This is a genomic window from Escherichia sp. E4702, from assembly GCF_963883545.1.
Classification (GTDB): Bacteria; Pseudomonadota; Gammaproteobacteria; order Enterobacterales; family Enterobacteriaceae; genus Escherichia.
The window spans coordinates 64,332-83,347 of sequence record NZ_CAWORF010000008.1; the positions used below are offsets into that span (position 1 = coordinate 64,332).

Sequence of the window (19,016 nt, forward strand, 5' to 3'; positions counted from 1 at the left end):
GCAATCGTGGGTCGGATAAGGCGTTCACGCCGCATCCGACAACAGGTACAAACGCCACGATAAAAAATGGCACTGAAGGTTAAATACCTGACTAAATCAGTCAAGTAAATAGTTGACCAAATTACTCGGGAATGTCAGACTTGACCCTGCTATGCAATACCCCCACTTTTACAATAAAAACCCCGGGCAGGGGCGAGTTTGAGGTGAAGTAAGACATGAGACTGACATCTAAAGGGCGCTATGCCGTGACCGCAATGCTTGACGTTGCGCTCAACTCCGAAGCAGGCCCGGTACCGTTGGCTGATATTTCCGAACGACAGGGAATTTCCCTTTCTTATCTGGAACAACTGTTTTCCCGTCTGCGTAAAAATGGTCTGGTTTCCAGCGTACGCGGACCAGGCGGTGGTTATCTGTTAGGCAAAGATGCCAGCAGCATCGCCGTTGGCGAAGTGATTAGCGCCGTTGACGAATCTGTAGATGCCACCCGTTGTCAGGGTAAAGGCGGCTGCCAGGGCGGGGATAAATGCCTGACCCACGCGCTGTGGCGTGATTTGAGCGACCGTCTCACCGGTTTTCTCAACAACATTACTTTAGGCGAACTGGTTAATAACCAGGAAGTGTTGGATGTGTCTGGTCGTCAGCATACTCACGACGCGCCACGCAGCAATCGTAACGATGCAATTGATGTTAAGTTGCGCGCATAAAAGATAAAAAGTATTCAGAATCAGGCCGGGGCGTATCGCGCTCCGTAAACACGGTCGTACATCCAGCCGGTAGCCTGGTTCCTTGCATTGAGTGATGTACGGAGTTTATAGAGCAATGAAATTACCGATTTATCTCGACTACTCCGCAACCACGCCGGTGGACCCGCGTGTTGCCGAGAAAATGATGCAGTTTATGACGATGGACGGAACCTTTGGTAACCCGGCCTCCCGTTCTCACCGTTTCGGCTGGCAGGCTGAAGAAGCGGTAGATATCGCCCGTAATCAGATTGCCGATCTGGTCGGCGCTGACCCGCGTGAAATCGTCTTTACCTCTGGTGCAACCGAATCTGACAACCTGGCGATCAAAGGTGCAGCCAACTTTTATCAGAAAAAAGGCAAGCACATCATCACCAGCAAAACCGAACACAAAGCGGTACTGGATACTTGCCGTCAGCTGGAGCGCGAAGGTTTTGAAGTCACCTACCTGGCACCGCAGCGTAACGGCATTATCGACCTGAAAGAACTTGAAGCAGCGATGCGTGACGACACCATCCTTGTTTCTATCATGCACGTGAATAACGAAATCGGCGTGGTGCAGGATATCGCGGCTATCGGCGAAATGTGCCGTGCTCGTGGCATTATCTATCACGTTGATGCAACCCAGAGCGTGGGCAAACTGCCTATCGATCTGAGCCAGTTGAAAGTTGACCTGATGTCTTTCTCCGGCCACAAAATTTATGGCCCGAAAGGTATCGGTGCGCTGTATGTGCGTCGTAAACCACGCGTACGCATCGAAGCGCAAATGCACGGCGGCGGTCACGAGCGCGGTATGCGTTCCGGCACTCTGCCTGTTCACCAGATCGTCGGTATGGGCGAAGCCTATCGCATCGCAAAAGAAGAGATGGCGACCGAGATGGAACGTCTGCGCGGCCTGCGTAACCGTCTGTGGAACGGCATCAAAGATATCGAAGAAGTTTACCTGAACGGTGACCTGGAACACGGTGCGCCGAACATTCTCAACGTCAGCTTCAACTACGTTGAAGGTGAGTCGCTGATTATGGCGCTGAAAGACCTCGCAGTTTCTTCAGGTTCCGCCTGTACGTCAGCAAGCCTCGAACCGTCCTACGTGCTGCGCGCGCTGGGGCTGAACGACGAGCTGGCACATAGCTCTATCCGTTTCTCTTTAGGTCGTTTTACTACTGAAGAAGAGATCGACTACACCATCGAGTTAGTTCGTAAATCCATCGGTCGTCTGCGTGACCTTTCTCCGCTGTGGGAAATGTACAAGCAGGGCGTGGATCTGAACAGCATCGAATGGGCTCATCATTAATCGGTATCGGAATCAGGAGAATTTATAATGGCTTACAGCGAAAAAGTTATCGACCATTACGAGAATCCGCGTAACGTGGGTTCCTTTGACAACAACGACGAGAACGTCGGCAGCGGCATGGTGGGTGCGCCGGCCTGTGGCGACGTGATGAAGTTGCAGATTAAAGTCAACGATGAAGGTATCATTGAAGACGCGCGTTTTAAAACTTACGGCTGCGGTTCTGCTATCGCTTCCAGCTCCCTGGTCACCGAATGGGTGAAAGGGAAGTCTCTCGACGAAGCGCAGGCGATCAAAAACACCGATATTGCTGAAGAACTTGAACTGCCGCCGGTGAAAATTCACTGTTCTATTCTGGCAGAAGACGCGATCAAAGCCGCCATTGCGGACTATAAAAGCAAACGTGAAGCAAAATAAGAGTTGAGGTTTGGTTATGTCGATTACACTGAGCGACAGTGCAGCAGCGCGAGTAAATACCTTTCTGGCTAACCGCGGCAAAGGGTTTGGCCTGCGTCTGGGCGTGAGAACCTCCGGATGTTCAGGTATGGCTTATGTACTGGAATTTGTTGACGAACCGACGCCGGAAGACATCGTGTTTGAAGACAAAGGCGTGAAAGTCGTGGTCGATGGCAAAAGCCTGCAATTTCTGGACGGTACGCAGCTGGACTTCGTAAAAGAAGGCCTGAACGAAGGGTTTAAATTCACCAACCCGAACGTCAAAGATGAGTGTGGTTGCGGCGAAAGCTTCCACGTTTGATGCGCATACCGATAACCCCACCGTGGTCGCCTGCGCGTGGGGTTTGTTTTACCTGATTCGCCGTTATCGCGGCGGATCGCAGCCCTGAGAATGTTATGGATTACTTCACCCTCTTTGGCTTGCCTGCCCGTTATCAACTCGATACCCAGGCACTGAGCCTGCGTTTTCAGGATCTACAACGTCAGTATCATCCTGATAAATTCGCCAGCGGAAGCCAGGCGGAACAACTCGCCGCCGTACAGCAATCTGCAACCATTAACCAGGCCTGGCAAACGCTGCGTCATCCGTTAATGCGCGCGGAATATTTGCTTTCTTTGCACGGTTTTGATCTCGCCAGCGAGCAGCATACTGTGCGCGACACCGCGTTCCTGATGGAACAGCTGGAGCTGCGCGAAGAACTGGACGAGATCGAACAGGCGAAAGATGAAGCGCGGCTGGAAAGCTTTATCAAACGTGTGAAAAAGATGTTTGATACCCGCCATCAGTTGATGGTTGAACAGTTAGACAACGAGACGTGGGACGCGGCGGCGGATACCGTGCGTAAGCTGCGTTTTCTCGATAAACTGCGAAGCAGTGCCGAACAACTCGAAGAAAAACTGCTCGATTTTTAATTTCTGGAAGCTAAACATGGCCTTATTACAAATTAGTGAACCTGGTTTGAGTGCTGCGCCGCATCAGCGTCGTCTGGCGGCCGGTATTGACCTGGGCACAACCAACTCGCTGGTGGCGACAGTGCGCAGCGGTCAGGCCGAAACGTTAGCCGACCATGAAGGCCGTCACCTGCTGCCGTCTGTTGTTCACTATCAACAGCAAGGGCATTCGGTGGGTTATGACGCGCGTACTAACGCAGCGCTTGACACCGCCAACACCATTAGTTCTGTTAAACGCCTGATGGGGCGCTCGCTGGCTGATATCCAGCAACGCTATCCGCATCTGCCTTATCAATTCCAGGCCAGCGAAAACGGCCTGCCGATGATTGAAACGGCGGCGGGGCTGCTGAACCCGGTGCGCGTTTCGGCGGACATCCTCAAAGCACTGGCGGCGCGGGCAACTGAAGCCCTGGCAGGCGAGCTGGATGGTGTCGTTATCACCGTTCCGGCGTACTTTGACGATGCCCAGCGTCAGGGCACCAAAGACGCGGCGCGTCTGGCGGGCCTTCACGTCCTGCGCTTACTTAACGAACCGACCGCTGCGGCTATCGCCTACGGGCTGGATTCCGGTCAGGAAGGCGTGATCGCTGTTTATGACCTCGGCGGCGGGACGTTTGATATTTCCATTCTGCGCTTAAGTCGCGGCGTGTTTGAAGTGTTGGCGACCGGCGGTGATTCCGCGCTCGGCGGCGATGATTTCGACCATCTGCTGGCGGATTACATTCGCGAGCAGGCGGGCATTCCTGATCGTAGCGATAACCGCGTTCAGCGTGAACTGCTGGATGCCGCCATTGCGGCCAAAATCGCGCTGAGCGATGCGGACTCCGTGACTGTGAATGTTGCGGGCTGGCAGGGCGAAATCAGCCGTGAACAATTCAATGAACTGATCGCGCCACTGGTAAAACGAACCTTACTGGCTTGTCGTCGTGCGCTGAAAGATGCTGGCGTAGAGGCTTCCGAAGTGCTGGAAGTGGTGATGGTTGGCGGTTCTACTCGCGTGCCGCTGGTGCGTGAACGGGTGGGCGAGTTTTTCGGTCGTCCGCCGCTGACCTCCATCGACCCGGATAAAGTCGTCGCCATTGGTGCAGCAATTCAGGCGGATATTCTGGTGGGTAACAAGCCGGACAGCGAAATGCTGCTGCTTGATGTGATCCCACTGTCGCTGGGCCTCGAAACCATGGGCGGCCTGGTGGAGAAAGTGATTCCGCGTAATACCACGATTCCGGTGGCCCGCGCCCAGGATTTCACCACCTTTAAAGATGGTCAGACGGCGATGTCTATCCATGTGATGCAGGGTGAGCGCGAACTGGTGCAGGACTGCCGCTCGCTGGCGCGTTTTGCGCTGCGTGGTATTCCGGCGCTACCGGCTGGCGGGGCGCATATTCGCGTGACGTTCCAGGTCGATGCCGACGGTCTTTTGAGCGTGACGGCGATGGAGAAATCCTCCGGCGTTGAGGCGTCTATTCAGGTCAAACCTTCTTATGGCCTGACCGACAGCGAAATCGCCTCGATGATCAAAGACTCAATGAGCTATGCCGAGCAGGACGTAAAAGCCCGTATGCTGGCAGAACAAAAAGTAGAAGCGGCGCGTGTGCTGGAAAGTTTGCATGGCGCGCTGGCTGCTGATGCCGCGCTGTTAAGTGCCGCAGAGCGTCAGGTTATTGACGATGCTGCCGCTCACCTGAGTGAAGTGGCGCAGGGCGATGATGTTGACGCCATCGAACAAGCGATTAAAAACGTAGACAAACAAACCCAGGATTTCGCCGCTCGCCGCATGGACCAGTCGGTTCGTCGTGCGCTGAAAGGCCATTCCGTGGACGAGGTTTAATATGCCAAAGATTGTTATTTTGCCTCATCAGGATCTCTGCCCTGATGGCGCTGTTCTGGAAGCGAATAGCGGTGAAACCATTCTCGACGTTGCGCTGCGTAACGGTATCGAGATTGAACACGCCTGTGAAAAATCCTGTGCTTGCACCACCTGCCACTGCATCGTTCGTGAAGGTTTTGACTCACTGCCGGAAAGCTCAGAGCAGGAAGACGACATGCTGGACAAAGCCTGGGGACTGGAGCCGGAAAGCCGTTTAAGCTGCCAGGCGCGCGTCACCGACGAAGATTTAGTAGTCGAAATCCCGCGTTACACTATCAACCATGCGCGTGAGCATTAACAGAGGTTAGTATGGGACTTAAGTGGACCGATAGCCGCGAAATTGGCGAAGCACTGTACGATGCGTATCCCGATCTTGATCCGAAAACGGTTCGATTCACCGATATGCATCAGTGGATTTGCGATCTGGAAGATTTCGACGACGATCCGCAGGCATCCAACGAGAAAATCCTCGAAGCGATTTTGTTAGTCTGGCTGGACGAAGCCGAATGAATAAACGGGCTGCCTGGGGTAGCCCGTTTTGCTGTTAAACGAATAAGGATAACTAAAATGACAGAAGCGATGAAAATTACCCTCTCTACCCAGCCTGCCGACGCACGTTGGGGAGAAAAAGCGACTTACAGCATTAATAATGATGGCATTACCCTGCATTTGAATGGAGCGGACGATCTGGGGCTGATCCAGCGTGCGGCGCGCAAGATTGACGGTCTGGGCATCAAGCATATTCAGTTAAGCGGTGAAGGTTGGGATGCGGATCGTTGCTGGGCATTCTGGCAAGGTTACAAAGCCCCGAAAGGCACGCGTAAAGTGGAGTGGCCGGATCTGGACGATGCCCAGCGCCAGGAACTGGATAACCGCCTGATGATCATCGACTGGGTGCGTGACACCATCAACGCACCGGCAGAAGAGCTGGGGCCATCGCAACTGGCACAGCGTGCTGTTGATCTGATCAGCAACGTCGCAGGCGATCGTGTGACTTATCGGATCACCAAAGGCGAAGATCTGCGTGAGCAAGGTTATATGGGGCTGCACACCGTCGGACGCGGTTCAGAACGTTCTCCGGTATTGCTGGCGCTGGATTACAACCCGACTGGCGATAAAGAAGCGCCGGTGTACGCGTGCCTGGTTGGTAAAGGCATCACCTTTGATTCCGGCGGCTACAGCATCAAACAGACCGCGTTTATGGACTCGATGAAGTCGGACATGGGCGGTGCGGCAACGGTTACCGGGGCGCTGGCATTTGCCATTACTCGCGGATTGAACAAGCGCGTGAAGCTGTTCCTCTGCTGTGCGGATAACCTGATCAGCGGCAATGCGTTCAAGCTGGGCGATATCATCACCTATCGCAACGGTAAAAAAGTCGAAGTGATGAACACTGATGCCGAAGGGCGTCTGGTGCTGGCCGATGGCCTGATTGATGCCAGTGCGCAGAAACCGGAACTGATCATTGATGCGGCGACCCTCACCGGGGCGGCGAAAACCGCGCTGGGTAATGATTATCACGCGCTGTTCAGTTTTGACGATGCGCTGGCCGGTCGCTTACTGGCGAGTGCCGCGCAGGAGAACGAACCGTTCTGGCGTCTGCCGCTGGCGGAGTTCCACCGCAACCAGCTGCCGTCTAACTTTGCCGAACTGAACAACACGGGCAGTGCTGCTTATCCGGCAGGTGCAAGTACGGCGGCGGGCTTCCTGTCGCACTTTGTTGAGAATTATCAGCAAGGTTGGCTGCATATTGACTGCTCGGCGACTTACCGTAAAGCGCCGGTTGAACAGTGGTCTGCAGGCGCGACCGGGCTGGGTGTGCGCACGATTGCTAATCTGTTAACGGCGTAAACTAATATGCCGGATGCGGCGTAAACGCCTTATCCGGCCTACAAAGTATTGCAAATTCAATAAATTGCGAATCCCTTGTAGGCCTGATAAGCGTAGCGCATCAGGCACTTGTGCCCCGAACGTTGAATGAATTGTGGTTCTTATGTCCGAAACAAAAAACGAACTTGAAGACCTGCTGGAAAAAGCAGCAACCGAACCGGCGCATCGCCCGGCCTTTTTCCGTACTCTACTGGAATCCACCGTCTGGGTGCCTGGTACGGCGGCGCAGGGCGAGGCAGTGGTTGAAGATAGCGCGCTTGATTTACAGCACTGGGAAAAAGAAGACGGCACCAGCGTCATTCCTTTTTTTACCTCGTTAGAAGCGCTTCAACAGGCGGTTGAAGACGAACAGGCATTTGTCGTAATGCCCGTTCGCACATTGTTTGAGATGACCCTTGGTGAAACGCTCTTCCTTAATGCCAAACTGCCAACCGGTAAAGAATTTATGCCGCGTGAAATCAGTTTGTTGATTGGTGAAGAAGGGAATCCGCTGAGCAGTCAGGAAGTACTGGAAGGCGGTGAATCGCTGATATTATCGGAAGTCGCAGAGCCACCAGCACAAATGATTGATTCACTCACCACCTTATTTAAAACCATTAAGCCAGTGAAGCGTGCTTTTATTTGTTCAATTAAAGAGAACGAAGAGGCACAGCCTAATTTACTTATTGGCATTGAAGCCGATGGTGATATCGAAGAAATTATTCAGGCGGCGGGAAGTGTAGCAACCGATACATTACCTGGCGATGAACCGATAGATATTTGCCAGGTAAAAAAAGGGGAAAAAGGAATTAGCCACTTTATTACCGAACATATTGCGCCATTCTATGAACGTCGCTGGGGTGGTTTTTTGCGTGACTTTAAACAGAATCGGATAATATAAAATATGCCGCCCAAAGGGCGGCATTCGGGCTTACTTGCTGCTCTGAAGGTTGTTAACCACCAGTAAATTGTTACCGGAGAGACTCCGGTTATTATTTACTTCGGAAAACAGCGCACCAGAAACAATAAGTACGATACAGAAGCACCGTATCTTCATTGTGCGGTCCATACGAAGACCGCATCACGACAGCACCACTGGCGATATTGCCGCGATAGCAAGCGCTGTGAAACACCTGCATTTACGGCCATGGAACATCCTTTCCTTAAGCCAGCGCCCGTTTGCGAGACGGCGGAAAGGGCCATAGTGGATAATACACTGGCTGAACAAAAATTACTCTCTTTGGCTTGACAAAAAGAGAGTTACTGGCGAGTATTGCTCTGCTGTGAAGCACCTGCGTTGTTCATGCAACACAAGTCAACCTGCTGGAAAGGCCGCGAACCAGACCAGCAATAAAAAACCGCCAAATTCGGCGGTTTTTTATTGCCTGTAAAAAGCTTATTTCAATGGCTCAACCGGTAAATCTGCCCGCGCGCCCCATTCACTCCACGCCCCGTCGTATAATTTCACATTTGGCACATCCAGCGTTGCGAGTGCCAACAAAACCACGGCTGCCGTTACGCCAGAACCGCAGCTGACGATAATTGGTTTGTCGTAGCTGACGCCGCGACCAAAAAATATCGCATCCAGTTCATCGGTCGTTTTCAGTTCGCCTTCGCGCACCAGCTCTGTCCATGGAACATTCAGCGCGCCGGGAATATGTCCGCGACGTAAACCTGGGCGAGGTTCATCAACTTCTGCGTTAAAACGTGTAGCCGGGCGGGCATCGATAATTTGTGCCGTTTTTTCATGACTTGCCAATAACACATCGGTCACTTTCACCACGGCTTCCGGGGTAAACGCGACGTTAAACTCTCCTTCCGGCAGTTCCACTGCACCTTCTTCTAACAGCAGATCATCACGTTGCCAGCCCGCTAAGCCACCGCCAAGGATTGACACTTTCTCCACACCAAAAGTGCGCAGCATCCACCACGCGCGCGGCGCAGAAAATAGGTTTCCTTCATCATAGACAATCAGATGCTTGTCCTGATTAACGCCCAGTTCACGCATCGCGACGGCGAACGTTTCCGGGCGAGGCAGCATGTGCGGAAGGGGGGATGTATGATCAGAGAGAGCTTCGATATCGAAAAATACTGCACCGGGGATATGACCGTTCAGATACTCCTGGGCAACGTTTCGCTCTTCCTGCCCGGGCGGCGCCATACGAGCATCAATAATCTGAATTTCCGGGTCATCAATATGTTCGGCGAGCCAGTCGGCTCCTACAAACCATGTCGTGGACATAGGCATCTCCATTTTTGCCGGGGTTAAGTTAAATTGTCGGATGTTTGCCGAAAAGCGACAAGCAAAAGAGGCTGATTTGGCTGCCTGAGCCACATTTCTCACTAAAATTCGGATTTTGTAGATGTGATAGTGAATTACATAACGTCATTTCTCACGCATAATAATCATTCGACGTTGCTAACGGGCCATTGTGGCAGGGATGAGAGATGAAAAAGTTACGCTTAGCCGCCTGTATGTTGATGCTGGCGCTGGCAGGGTGCGACAACAACGATAACGCGCCAACTGCAGTGAAAAAAGATACGTCTTCTGAAGTTGCTAAAGAGTCATCTTCGACAAATGCGACTTCTGCGAAACTCTCCTCGCCGGCGCGACAAAAACTGGCACAACAGAGTGCGGGTAAGGCACTGACATTGCTGGATCTCTCTGAGGTACAGCTCGATGGCGCAGCCACGCTGGTACTGACTTTCTCTGTCCCCCTCGACCCGGATCAGGACTTCTCGCGTGTTATTCATGTCGTCGATAAAAAGAGCGGCAAAGTGGATGGCGCCTGGGAGTTGTCAGATAATCTCAAAGAACTGCGTTTACGCCACCTCGAACCGAAACGTGATTTGATCGTCACTATTGGCAAGGAAGTTAAGGCACTCAATAACGCAACCTTCAGTAAAGATTACGAAAAAACCATCACCACCCGCGATATCCAACCCAGCGTCGGCTTTGCCAGCCGTGGTTCGCTGCTGCCCGGAAAAGTCGTGGAAGGACTGCCAGTAATGGCGCTCAACGTTAACAATGTCGATGTTAACTTCTTCCGTGTTAAGCCGGAATCGCTGCCAGCTTTCATTAGCCAATGGGAATACCGCAATTCGCTGGCGAACTGGCAATCGGACAAACTGTTGGAGATGGCGGACCTGGTCTATACCGGGCGGTTTGATCTCAATCCTGCGCGTAACACTCGCGAAAAATTATTGCTGCCGCTGGGCGATATCAAGCCGCTTCAGCAGGCGGGTGTGTATCTGGCTGTAATGAATCAGGCCGGACATTACGATTACAGTAATCCAGCCACGCTATTTACGTTAAGTGATATCGGCGTATCGGCCCACCGTTATCACAATCGTCTGGATATCTTTACTCAAAGCCTGGAAAACGGCGCGGCCCAGCAAGGAATTGAAGTCTCGCTATTAAATGAGAAAGGGCAGACTCTGACTCAGGCGACCAGTGATTCACAAGGCCATGTGCAGTTGGAAAATGATAAAAACGCGGCGCTACTGCTGGCGCGTAAAGACGGTCAAACAACGCTGCTCGATTTAAAACTACCGGCACTGGACTTAGCGGAATTTAACATTGCTGGCGCGCCAGGCTACAGCAAACAGTTCTTTATGTTTGGCCCGCGCGATCTTTATCGCCCTGGCGAAACGGTCATCCTCAACGGCTTACTGCGTGATGCAGACGGTAAAGCTCTGCCGGATCAACCCATCAAACTGGACGTGATTAAACCTGACGGGCAGGTACTGCGTAGTGTTGTTAGCCAGCCGGAAAATGGCCTCTACCACTTTACCTGGCCGCTGGATAGCACTGCGGCAACCGGAATGTGGCATATCCGAGCCAACACTGGGGATAACCAGTATCGGATGTGGGATTTCCACGTCGAAGATTTTATGCCGGAGCGCATGGCGTTGAATCTGACCGGAGAGAAAACGCCATTAACGCCAAAAGACGAAGTGAAATTCTCCGTGGTGGGGTACTACCTGTACGGTGCGCCCGCTAATGGCAATACCTTGCAGGGACAGCTTTTCTTGCGGCCGCTGCGTGAAGCGGTTTCTGCATTGCCTGGTTTCGAATTTGGCGATATTGCTGCCGAAAACCTTTCCCGCACGCTGGATGAAGTTCAGTTGACGCTGGATGATAAAGGACGCGGCGAAGTTTCCACTGAAAGCCAGTGGAAGGAAGTACATTCCCCATTGCAGGTTATTTTCCAGGGCAGTTTGCTGGAATCGGGCGGTCGCCCCGTGACGCGCCGCGCTGAGCAGGCTATCTGGCCAGCCGATGCATTGCCGGGGATCCGTCCGCAGTTCTCTTCAAAATCAGTTTACGATTATCGTACTGACAGCATGGTAAAACAGCCCATTGTTGATGAAGACAGTAACGCTGTTTTTGATATCGTTTATAGCGATGCGCAGGGCGTGAAAAAAGCAGTGTCGGGCTTGCAGGTGCGACTGATTCGCGAACGTCGCGATTACTACTGGAACTGGTCGGAAGATGAAGGCTGGAAGTCACAGTTCGATCAAAAAGATCTGATCGAAAATGAGCAAACGCTGGATCTGAAAGCGGACGAAACCGGCAAGGTCAGTTTTCCGGTAGAGTGGGGCGCTTATCGTCTGGAAGTCAAAGCGCCGAATGAAGCGGTCAGTAGCGTGCGTTTTTGGGCCGGATATAGCTGGCAGGATAATAGCGACGGTAGCGGCGCAGTGCGTCCGGACCGTGTCACGCTGAAACTGGATAAGGCCAGTTATCGCCCGGGCGACACCATTAAGTTGCATATCGCCGCGCCAACGGCGGGTAAAGGTTATGCGATGGTCGAGTCCAGTGAAGGGCCGCTGTGGTGGCAAGAGATTGATGTTCCGGCTCAAGGGCTGGATCTGACGATTCCGGTCGATAAAACCTGGAATCGTCATGATCTGTATTTAAGTACGCTGGTGGTGCGTCCTGGTGATAAATCTCGCTCCGCGACGCCAAAACGCGCAGTTGGTGTGTTGCATTTGCCGCTTGGTGATGAAAACCGTCGCCTCGATCTGGCGCTGGAAACACCAGCAAAAATGCGTCCTAATCAACCATTAACCGTGAAAATTAAAGCCAGCACTAAAAATGGCGAGAAGCCTAAACAGGTGAATGTGCTGGTGTCTGCCGTTGATAGTGGTGTGCTGAATATTACTGACTACGTCACGCCAGATCCGTGGCAGGCGTTCTTTGGTCAGAAACGCTATGGCGCAGACATTTACGATATTTACGGTCAGGTTATTGAAGGTCAGGGGCGTCTGGCTGCACTGCGTTTTGGTGGCGATGGTGATGAACTGAAACGCGGTGGCAAACCGCCAGTAAATCACGTCAATATTGTCGCGCAACAGGCGCTGCCGGTAACGCTCAACGAACAGGGCGAAGGCACGGTTACATTGCCGATTGGCGATTTTAACGGTGAATTGCGCGTCATGGCGCAAGCATGGACGGCAGATGATTTCGGCAGCAACGAAAGCAAAGTGGTTGTTGCGGCACCCGTGATAGCGGAACTGAACATGCCGCGCTTTATGGCTAGCGGCGACACCTCACGTCTGACGCTGGACATCACTAATCTTACCGACAAACCGCAAAAACTTAACGTTGCTCTGACCGCCAGTGGCTTGCTTGAACTGGTGAGTAATTCCCCCGCACCAGTTGAATTAGCGCCAGGTGTGCGAACCACGCTGTTTATCCCGGTGCGTGCTCTGACGGGGTTTGGCGATGGTGAAATTCAGGCCACCATTAGCGGGTTAGCGTTACCAGGTGAAACCGTTGCCGATCAGCATAAGCAGTGGAAAATCGGCGTCCGTCCGGCATTCCCGGCACAAACGGTTAATTACGGTACGGCGTTGCAGCCTGGTGAGACATGGGCGCTCCCGGCTGATGGGTTGCAAAACTTCTCTCCTGTTACGCTGGAAGGGCAGTTGTTGTTGAGCGGCAAACCACCGCTGAACATCGCACGTTATATCAAAGAGTTAAAAGCGTATCCGTACGGCTGTCTGGAGCAAACCACCAGCGGTCTGTTCCCGTCACTTTATACCAATGCAGCCCAACTGCAGGCGTTGGGGATAAAAGGCGACAGCGATGATAAACGCCGTGCGGCAGTCGATATTGGTGTTTCTCGTTTACTGCAAATGCAACGGGATAACGGCGGCTTTGCCCTGTGGGATAAAAACGGTGACGAAGAGTACTGGCTGACCGCCTACGTGATGGATTTCCTTGTCCGCGCTGGTGAACAGGGTTACAGCGTGCCGACAGAAGCCATTAATCGTGGAAACGAGCGTCTGCTGCGCTATTTACAAGATCCGGGCATGATGTCGATTCCGTACGCTGATAATCTTAAAGCCAGTAAGTTTGCCGTTCAGTCTTACGCTGCACTGATCCTGGCACGGCAGCAAAAAGCACCGCTGGGTGCGCTACGTGAAATCTGGGAGCGTCGTGCAGATGCGGCTTCTGGTTTACCGCTGCTGCAACTTGGCGTTGCGCTGAATACCATGGGTGATGCGACGCGCGGTGAAGAGGCGATTGCGCTGGCGCTGAAAACGCCGCGTAACGATGAACGGAAATGGCTGGGGGATTACGGTAGCCCACTGCGCGACAACGCGTTAATGCTCTCCTTGCTGGAAGAAAATAAACTGCTACCCGATGAGCAGAACACTTTGCTGAACACGCTTTCTCAGCAGGCGTTCGGTGAACGCTGGCTCTCGACGCAGGAAAGTAACGCGTTGTTCCTGGCTGCCCGTACGATTCAGGATTTACCGGGTAAATGGCAGGCGCAAACCTCTTTCTCAACTGAGCCGCTGACAGGCGAGAAAGCGCAAAACAGCAATCTGAATAGCGATCAACTTGCCACCTTGCAGGTGACCAACCGTGGTGACCAGCCGTTATGGCTGCGTGTGGATGCCAGCGGTTATCCGCAATCCGCACCACAACCAGCGAGCAATGTGCTGCAAATTGAGCGTCATATTCTTGGTACTGACGGTAAGAGTAAGTCTCTGGACTCGTTGCGTAGCGGCGATCTGGTGCTGGTCTGGTTGCAGGTAAAAGCCAGTGACAGCGTGCCGGATGCTTTGGTCGTTGATTTACTGCCAGCGGGCCTGGAACTGGAAAACCAGAACCTGGCTAACGGCAGCGCCAGCCTGGAGCAAAGTGGCAGCGAAGTGCAAAACCTACTCAATCAAATGCAACAAGCGAACATTAAGCATATTGAGTTTCGGGACGATCGCTTTGTGGCGGCGGTTGCTGTTGATGAATATCAGCCGGTAACGCTGGTGTATCTGGCGCGGGCGGTAACGCCGGGAACGTATCAGGTTCCGCAACCGATGGTGGAATCAATGTATGTTCCCCAATGGCGGGCGACTGGCGCTACTGAAGATTTGCTGATTATCAGACCGTAAATGGCTCGTCTGTTAACCAAACGTGGCTGCTGGATAACGCTGGCAGTCACGCCCTTTATTATCATTCTGGCGGCGTGGGGGGCAGATAAACTCTGGCCTCTGCCGCTACATGAAGTTAACCCCGCACGCGTCGTCGTGGCGCAGGATGGGACGCCGCTCTGGCGCTTTGCCGATGCTGATGGCATCTGGCGTTATCCGGTAACCATCGAAGATGTTTCTCCGCGTTATCTCGAAGCACTGATCAATTACGAAGATCGCTGGTTCTGGAAGCATCCAGGCGTGAACCCATTCTCGGTGGCTCGTGCTGCCTGGCAGGATCTTACTTCTGGTCGGGTTATCTCCGGCGGCAGTACGCTCACTATGCAGGTAGCTCGCCTGCTTGATCCACATTCGAAAACCTTTGGCGGTAAAATTCGCCAACTCTGGCGCGCATTTCAACTGGAATGGCACCTGTCTAAACGTGAAATTCTGACCTTGTATCTTAACCGCGCCCCGTTTGGCGGTACGTTACAGGGGATCGGTGCGGCAAGCTGGGCTTATCTCGGGAAATCGCCTGCAAATTTGAGCTATTCCGAGGCAGCAATGTTGGCGGTGTTACCGCAAGCGCCCAGCCGACTGCGCCCGGATCGCTGGCCGGAACGTGCCGAGGCCGCACGTAATAAAGTGCTCAAACGGATGGCTGCGCAAGGTGTGTGGTCCCGTGAGCAGGTAAAAGAATCTAGTGAAGAGCCTATCTGGCTGGCTCCCCGACAAATGCCGCAACTGGCACCGTTGTTTTCGCGCATGATGCTCGGTAAAAGTAAAAGCGACAAAATCGTTACTACGCTGGATGCAGGTCTTCAACGACGTCTGGAAGAACTGGCGCAAAACTGGAAAGGACGATTGCCGGCGCGCAGCTCACTGGCAATGATCGTGGTTGATCATACCGATATGCGTGTTCGCGGCTGGGTAGGATCGGTCGATCTCAACGATGATTCACGCTTTGGTCATGTTGATATGGTTAATGCGATCCGATCGCCAGGATCGGTGCTCAAACCATTTGTTTATGGTCTGGCGCTGGATGAAGGTTTGATCCACCCGGCATCGCTGTTGCAAGACGTCCCCCGACGCACCGGTGATTATCGACCCGGTAACTTTGACAGCGGTTTTCATGGCCCGATCAGCATGAGCGAGGCGCTGGTGCGCTCGCTGAACTTACCTGCTGTGCAGGTGCTGGAAGCCTATGGCCCGAAACGGTTTGCGGCAAAATTACGCAATGTTGGATTGCCGTTGTATCTGCCCAACGGTGCTGCGCCCAATCTTTCGCTCATTCTTGGCGGCGCTGGTGCAAAACTGGAAGATATGGCCGCAACGTATACCGCGTTTGCTCGCCACGGTAAGGCGGGTAAGTTGCGCTTACAGCCGGGCGACCCATTACTTGAGCGACCGTTAATGTCGCCGGGGGCTGCGTGGATTATCCGCCGTATTATGGCAGATGAAGCGCAGCCGCTTCCGGATGGTGCCTTGCCACGCGTCGTACCACTGGCGTGGAAAACAGGAACCAGTTATGGCTATCGCGATGCATGGGCAATAGGGATAAACGCTCGCTATGTGATCGGTATCTGGACCGGCAGGCCGGACGGCACGCCCGTTGTCGGTCAGTTTGGTTTTGCCAGCGCCGTACCGCTGTTGAATCAGGTCAATAATATCTTACTGTCGCGCAGTGCGAATCTGCCGGAAGACCCGCGTCCTGACTCCGTAAGCCGTGGCGTTATCTGCTGGCCTGGCGGACAGTCTTTGCCGGAAGGTGACGGTAACTGTCGCCGCCGCCTGGCAACCTGGCTGCTGGACGGGAGCCAGCCGCCAACGCTATTACTGCCGGAGCAGGAAGGCATTAATGGCATTCGTTTCCCCATCTGGCTGGATGAAAACGGCAAACGTGTTGCCGCTGATTGCCCTCAGGCGCGACAAGAAATGATAAATGTCTGGCCGCTACCGCTGGAACCCTGGCTGCCCGCATCGGAGCGCCGCGCCGCACGCCTGCCATCGGCATCAACAAGTTGCCCGCCGTACGGTCACGATGCCCAGCTCCCGCTGCAGCTGACAGGCGTTCGCGATGGCGCGATTATTAAACGTTTACCTGGCACTGCTGATGCTTCTTTGCCTGTGCAAACCACGGGTGGCGCAGGTGAACGATGGTGGTTTCTTAATGGTGCGCCGTTAACTGAACGTGGGCGTAACATTACGTTGCGTTTGAGTGAAAAAGGTGATTATCAGTTACTGGTGATGGATGAAATGGGACAGGTCGCGACGGTGAGATTTGCCATGCAGTAGTCTGTTTTGTCAGATTTTGTTGCTTAAACTCGGTTTATTTTAAAAAAATGTTACCTTCATCAATAGTCAACGGCCCTGTAGCTCATTATAATCCGCGCCATCTCGTACGCTGGTACAGACAACAACAGAATAATTTACAGAGGTAAAAATGGCTATTGAACGTACTTTTTCCATCATCAAACCGAATGCGGTAGCAAAAAACGTTATTGGTAATATCTTTGCGCGCTTTGAAGCTGCTGGATTCAAAATTGTCGGCACCAAAATGCTGCACCTGACCGTTGAACAGGCTCGTGGCTTTTATGCTGAACACGATGGAAAACCGTTCTTTGATGGTCTGGTTGAGTTCATGACCTCTGGCCCGATCGTGGTTTCCGTGCTGGAAGGTGAAAACGCCGTTCAGCGTCACCGCGATCTGCTGGGCGCGACCAATCCGGCAAACGCACTGGCCGGTACTCTGCGCGCTGATTACGCTGACAGCCTGACCGAAAACGGTACCCACGGTTCTGATTCCGTCGAATCTGCCGCTCGCGAAATCGCCTTCTTCTTCGGTGAAGGCGAAGTGTGTCCGCGCACACGTTAATATTTTCGTAAATGCCGCGTGCAAACGTGGCATCCATGCGCCAGAATTTGTACAATGCAGCGCCCCCGGACGAGCAGTAGCTCACCGGGGCGTTTCTTTTTTCAACCCTCCAGGGGCCATAACGTGTAATAACGAGGCCGGAATAGCATATGTCTGAACAATTAGTCACACCTGAAAACGTCACCACAAAAGATGGAAAAATAAACCTGCTGGATCTCAACCGTCAGCAGATGCGGGAGTTTTTTAAAGATTTAGGTGAAAAACCCTTCCGCGCCGATCAGGTGATGAAGTGGATGTATCACTATTGCTGCGACAACTTTGATGAGATGACCGACATCAACAAAGTGTTGCGCGGCAAACTGAAAGAGGTGGCGGAGATCCGCGCACCGGAAGTGGTTGAAGAACAGCGTTCATCTGACGGCACCATTAAATGGGCAATTGCCGTGGGCGATCAGCGCGTTGAAACGGTGTACATTCCGGAAGACGACCGCGCCACACTTTGCGTCTCCTCGCAGGTTGGCTGTGCGCTGGAGTGTAAATTCTGTTCCACTGCCCAGCAAGGTTTCAACCGTAACCTGCGGGTGTCGGAAATTATTGGCCAGGTGTGGCGTGCGGCGAAAATCGTCGGCGCAGCAAAAGTCACCGGTCAGCGCCCGATCACTAACGTAGTGATGATGGGCATGGGCGAACCGCTGCTCAACCTGAACAATGTCGTTCCGGCGATGGAAATCATGCTCGACGATTTTGGCTTTGGCTTGTCTAAACGTCGCGTGACGCTCTCTACATCGGGTGTTGTTCCGGCACTGGATAAACTGGGCGATATGATTGACGTTGCGCTGGCAATCTCTCTGCATGCGCCGAACGACGAAATTCGTGACGAAATTGTACCGATCAACAAAAAGTACAATATCGAAACTTTCCTCGCTGCGGTGCGCCGTTATCTGGAAAAGTCCAATGCCAATCAGGGCCGCGTCACCATTGAATACGTGATGCTTGACCATGTTAACGACGGTACTGAGCACGCGCATCAACTGGCGGAGTTGCTGAAAGATACGCCGTGTAAGATCAACCTGATTCCGTGGAACCCGTTCCCGGGCGCGCCGTATGGCCGCAGTTCGAACAGTCGTATCGATCGCTTCTCAAAAGTGTTGATGAGCTATGGGTTCACAACCATCGTGCGTAAAACGCGTGGGGATGATATCGATGCAGCCTGCGGGCAATTAGCGGGCGAGGTTATCGACCGTACTAAACGTACCCTGCGCAAACGGATGCAGGGAGAAGCCATCGACGTGAAAACGGTTTGATGTCTCTTGCGTCACGGTTACTTTTTGTACCGTGGCGTAATCTTTTATGAATATAGCATTAAGTTGCAATTGTCTGATCAATATTAACGGTGCGTTTTTGCTGACTTTAAGGCAGTATGTAACGATGCAACAGTGAGTTAGCTTTGATTCATGTGGGCTTTGTCATGAGCACACAGACAGTCTTATACTGTATGATAAAGGTTAACTTAATGGATGTCTCGCGGTGTGGGTGAGTATG

The 19,016-nt window shown here is 52.9% G+C and carries 16 protein-coding genes; 14 read left to right on the forward strand and 2 right to left on the reverse strand.

Annotated features, from left to right (window positions below):
- The first annotated feature begins 215 nt into the window (after nt 1-215).
- From iscR to sseB, 10 genes are all read left to right on the forward strand, one after another.
- Complete coding sequence (gene iscR / locus AACU94_RS03520; RefSeq protein WP_001241354.1) at nt 216-704, forward strand: Fe-S cluster assembly transcriptional regulator IscR; 489 nt, start codon at nt 216-218, stop codon at nt 702-704.
- A gap of 115 nt (nt 705-819) precedes the next feature.
- Nucleotides 820-2,034, forward strand: coding sequence for a cysteine desulfurase (iscS, locus tag AACU94_RS03525; protein WP_001295373.1), 1,215 nt, complete (start codon nt 820-822; stop codon nt 2,032-2,034).
- A gap of 27 nt (nt 2,035-2,061) precedes the next feature.
- Nucleotides 2,062-2,448, forward strand: a complete 387-nt coding sequence (iscU, locus tag AACU94_RS03530) for a Fe-S cluster assembly scaffold IscU (RefSeq protein WP_000331707.1) — start codon at nt 2,062-2,064, stop codon at nt 2,446-2,448.
- A 16-nt stretch (nt 2,449-2,464) separates the two neighbouring features.
- Entirely contained in the window at nt 2,465-2,788 is a 324-nt protein-coding gene (iscA, locus tag AACU94_RS03535; RefSeq protein ID WP_000028953.1) for an iron-sulfur cluster assembly protein IscA, read from the forward strand.
- A 95-nt stretch (nt 2,789-2,883) separates the two neighbouring features.
- Nucleotides 2,884-3,399 (forward strand): co-chaperone HscB, encoded by a 516-nt coding sequence (gene hscB / locus AACU94_RS03540; protein WP_000384413.1) that lies wholly within the window; start codon nt 2,884-2,886, stop codon nt 3,397-3,399.
- Nucleotides 3,400-3,415: 16 nt separating this feature from the next.
- Nucleotides 3,416-5,266 carry a Fe-S protein assembly chaperone HscA gene (gene hscA, locus AACU94_RS03545; RefSeq protein ID WP_135488943.1) on the forward strand — a complete coding sequence of 617 codons (1,851 nt, stop codon included), beginning with the start codon at nt 3,416-3,418 and terminating at the stop codon, nt 5,264-5,266.
- A 1-nt stretch (nt 5,267) separates the two neighbouring features.
- Complete coding sequence (fdx, locus tag AACU94_RS03550; RefSeq protein ID WP_001124471.1) at nt 5,268-5,603, forward strand: ISC system 2Fe-2S type ferredoxin; 336 nt, start codon at nt 5,268-5,270, stop codon at nt 5,601-5,603.
- Nucleotides 5,604-5,614: 11 nt separating this feature from the next.
- Nucleotides 5,615-5,815 (forward strand): Fe-S cluster assembly protein IscX, encoded by a 201-nt coding sequence (gene iscX / locus AACU94_RS03555; protein WP_000523616.1) that lies wholly within the window; start codon nt 5,615-5,617, stop codon nt 5,813-5,815.
- Nucleotides 5,816-5,872: 57 nt separating this feature from the next.
- The gene (pepB, locus tag AACU94_RS03560; RefSeq protein WP_135488944.1) at nt 5,873-7,156 is read left to right on the forward strand and encodes an aminopeptidase PepB; all 1,284 of its coding nucleotides are present in this window, start codon (nt 5,873-5,875) and stop codon (nt 7,154-7,156) included.
- 142 nt (nt 7,157-7,298) lie between these two features.
- Complete coding sequence (sseB, locus tag AACU94_RS03570) at nt 7,299-8,075, forward strand: enhanced serine sensitivity protein SseB (RefSeq protein WP_001298396.1); 777 nt, start codon at nt 7,299-7,301, stop codon at nt 8,073-8,075.
- A 30-nt stretch (nt 8,076-8,105) separates the two neighbouring features.
- Here the strand turns inward: sseB and timP are convergent, their stop codons facing one another.
- Both timP and sseA read right to left on the reverse strand, forming a co-directional pair.
- Nucleotides 8,106-8,231 (reverse strand): small toxic inner membrane protein TimP, encoded by a 126-nt coding sequence (timP, locus tag AACU94_RS03575; protein WP_276319951.1) that lies wholly within the window; start codon nt 8,229-8,231, stop codon nt 8,106-8,108.
- A gap of 339 nt (nt 8,232-8,570) precedes the next feature.
- Nucleotides 8,571-9,416 (reverse strand): 3-mercaptopyruvate sulfurtransferase, encoded by an 846-nt coding sequence (gene sseA / locus AACU94_RS03580; RefSeq protein ID WP_135488945.1) that lies wholly within the window; start codon nt 9,414-9,416, stop codon nt 8,571-8,573.
- Between the two features lie 206 nt (nt 9,417-9,622).
- On the opposite strand from sseA, the gene yfhM reads away from it, so the two are divergent.
- From yfhM to AACU94_RS03600, 4 genes are all read left to right on the forward strand, one after another.
- Nucleotides 9,623-14,581, forward strand: coding sequence for an alpha2-macroglobulin (gene yfhM / locus AACU94_RS03585; protein ID WP_135488946.1), 4,959 nt, complete (start codon nt 9,623-9,625; stop codon nt 14,579-14,581).
- Nucleotides 14,582-16,894: a peptidoglycan glycosyltransferase PbpC gene (gene pbpC / locus AACU94_RS03590; RefSeq protein WP_135488947.1), complete on the forward strand. Its 2,313-nt coding sequence runs from the start codon at nt 14,582-14,584 to the stop codon at nt 16,892-16,894. It abuts the gene before it with no gap.
- Between the two features lie 148 nt (nt 16,895-17,042).
- A complete protein-coding gene (gene ndk / locus AACU94_RS03595) occupies nt 17,043-17,474 on the forward strand; it encodes a nucleoside-diphosphate kinase (RefSeq protein ID WP_000963835.1) in 432 nt (143 codons plus the stop codon).
- A 149-nt stretch (nt 17,475-17,623) separates the two neighbouring features.
- The gene (locus tag AACU94_RS03600; protein ID WP_130207500.1) at nt 17,624-18,778 is read left to right on the forward strand and encodes a bifunctional tRNA (adenosine(37)-C2)-methyltransferase TrmG/ribosomal RNA large subunit methyltransferase RlmN; all 1,155 of its coding nucleotides are present in this window, start codon (nt 17,624-17,626) and stop codon (nt 18,776-18,778) included.
- Nucleotides 18,779-19,016 lie beyond the last annotated feature (238 nt).

Coding starts and splice junctions, on each gene's coding strand:
- iscR (WP_001241354.1), top strand. CDS start 216: ATGAGACTGACATCTAAAGGGCGCTATGCCGTGACCGCAATGCTTGAC.
- iscS (WP_001295373.1), top strand. CDS start 820: ATGAAATTACCGATTTATCTCGACTACTCCGCAACCACGCCGGTGGAC.
- iscU (WP_000331707.1), top strand. CDS start 2,062: ATGGCTTACAGCGAAAAAGTTATCGACCATTACGAGAATCCGCGTAAC.
- iscA (WP_000028953.1), top strand. CDS start 2,465: ATGTCGATTACACTGAGCGACAGTGCAGCAGCGCGAGTAAATACCTTT.
- hscB (WP_000384413.1), top strand. CDS start 2,884: ATGGATTACTTCACCCTCTTTGGCTTGCCTGCCCGTTATCAACTCGAT.
- hscA (WP_135488943.1), top strand. CDS start 3,416: ATGGCCTTATTACAAATTAGTGAACCTGGTTTGAGTGCTGCGCCGCAT.
- fdx (WP_001124471.1), top strand. CDS start 5,268: ATGCCAAAGATTGTTATTTTGCCTCATCAGGATCTCTGCCCTGATGGC.
- iscX (WP_000523616.1), top strand. CDS start 5,615: ATGGGACTTAAGTGGACCGATAGCCGCGAAATTGGCGAAGCACTGTAC.
- pepB (WP_135488944.1), top strand. CDS start 5,873: ATGACAGAAGCGATGAAAATTACCCTCTCTACCCAGCCTGCCGACGCA.
- sseB (WP_001298396.1), top strand. CDS start 7,299: ATGTCCGAAACAAAAAACGAACTTGAAGACCTGCTGGAAAAAGCAGCA.
- timP (WP_276319951.1), bottom strand. CDS start 8,231: ATGAAGATACGGTGCTTCTGTATCGTACTTATTGTTTCTGGTGCGCTG.
- sseA (WP_135488945.1), bottom strand. CDS start 9,416: ATGTCCACGACATGGTTTGTAGGAGCCGACTGGCTCGCCGAACATATT.
- yfhM (WP_135488946.1), top strand. CDS start 9,623: ATGAAAAAGTTACGCTTAGCCGCCTGTATGTTGATGCTGGCGCTGGCA.
- pbpC (WP_135488947.1), top strand. CDS start 14,582: ATGGCTCGTCTGTTAACCAAACGTGGCTGCTGGATAACGCTGGCAGTC.
- ndk (WP_000963835.1), top strand. CDS start 17,043: ATGGCTATTGAACGTACTTTTTCCATCATCAAACCGAATGCGGTAGCA.
- AACU94_RS03600 (WP_130207500.1), top strand. CDS start 17,624: ATGTCTGAACAATTAGTCACACCTGAAAACGTCACCACAAAAGATGGA.